1 rRNA gene is annotated in these 1,525 nt (G+C 55.0%); it reads right to left on the minus strand.

Annotated elements, in window-relative coordinates:
• Window positions 1–154 precede the first annotated feature (154 nt).
• Window positions 155–1,525, minus strand: a 23S ribosomal RNA gene (locus tag NNX35_RS15980); the annotation flags it as partial.

Here is a 1,525-nt window from a genome sequence, read left to right on the forward strand (position 1 = left end):
CCCCCGGACAAGGAGGCGTGATTCGGTGTTCGTTCCTGGTGCAACAACCAACGGTTGTTGTCCGGGAACCACATAGTGGACGCAAGCAGCATGATCTACAACACCCTTTATACTTTGACGGACCGTTTGAAGTCGTGTCCGTCCAGGTGCTGGTGTGGTGTAAGTTATCGGCCTATTAGTACCGGTCAGCTTCACGGGTCTTTAGTCCCCGCTTCCACATCCGGCCTATCAACCCAGTGGTCTGGCTGGGGGCCTCTCACACACAAGGTGTATGGAAATCTCATCTCGAAGCGGGCTTCCCGCTTAGATGCTTTCAGCGGTTATCCCATCCGAACGTAGCTAATCAGCGGTGCACTTGGCAGTACAACTGACACACCAGAGGTTCGTCCGTCCCGGTCCTCTCGTACTAAGGACAGCCCTTCTCAAATTTCCTGCGCGCGCAGCGGATAGGGACCGAACTGTCTCACGACGTTCTAAACCCAGCTCGCGTACCGCTTTAATGGGCGAACAGCCCAACCCTTGGGACCTACTCCAGCCCCAGGATGCGACGAGCCGACATCGAGGTGCCAAACCATGCCGTCGATATGGACTCTTGGGCAAGATCAGCCTGTTATCCCCGAGGTACCTTTTATCCGTTGAGCGACGGCCATTCCACAATGTACCGCCGGATCACTAGTCCCGACTTTCGTCCCTGCTCGAGATGTCTCTCTCACAGTCAAGCTCCCTTGTGCACTTACACTCGACACCTGATTGCCAACCAGGCTGAGGGAACCTTTGGGCGCCTCCGTTACTCTTTAGGAGGCAACCGCCCCAGTTAAACTACCCATCAGGCACTGTCCCTGACCCGGATTACGGGCCGAAGTTAGATATCCAGTATGACCAGAGTGGTATTTCAACGATGACTCCACCCGAACTGGCGTCCGGGTCTCACAGTCTCCCACCTATCCTACACAAGCCACACCGAACACCAATACCAAACTATAGTAAAGGTCTCGGGGTCTTTCCGTCCTGCTGCGCGTAACGAGCATCTTTACTCGTACTGCAATTTCGCCGAGTTTATGGTTGAGACAGCGGGGAAGTCGTTACTCCATTCGTGCAGGTCGGAACTTACCCGACAAGGAATTTCGCTACCTTAGGATGGTTATAGTTACCACCGCCGTTTACTGGGGCTTAAATTCCCAGCTTCGCCCGTAAGGGCTAACCGGTCCTCTTAACCTTCCAGCACCGGGCAGGAGTCAGTCCGTATACATCGTCTTGCGACTTCGCACGGACCTGTGTTTTTAGTAAACAGTCGCTTCCCCCTGGTCTCTGCGGCCCCGATCCCCTCCGGACAGCAAGTGTCCATCAAGGTTGGGGCCCCCCTTCTCCCGAAGTTACGGGGGCATTTTGCCGAGTTCCTTAACCATAATTCTCTCGATCGCCTTAGTATTCTCTACCTGATCACCTGTGTCGGTTTGGGGTACGGGCGGCTGGAACCTCGCGCCGATGCTTTTCTAGGCAGCATAGGATCACCGGATCCCCCTGT

The organism is Arthrobacter sp. zg-Y844 (assembly GCF_024385465.1).
Taxonomy (GTDB): domain Bacteria; phylum Actinomycetota; class Actinomycetes; order Actinomycetales; family Micrococcaceae; genus Arthrobacter_B.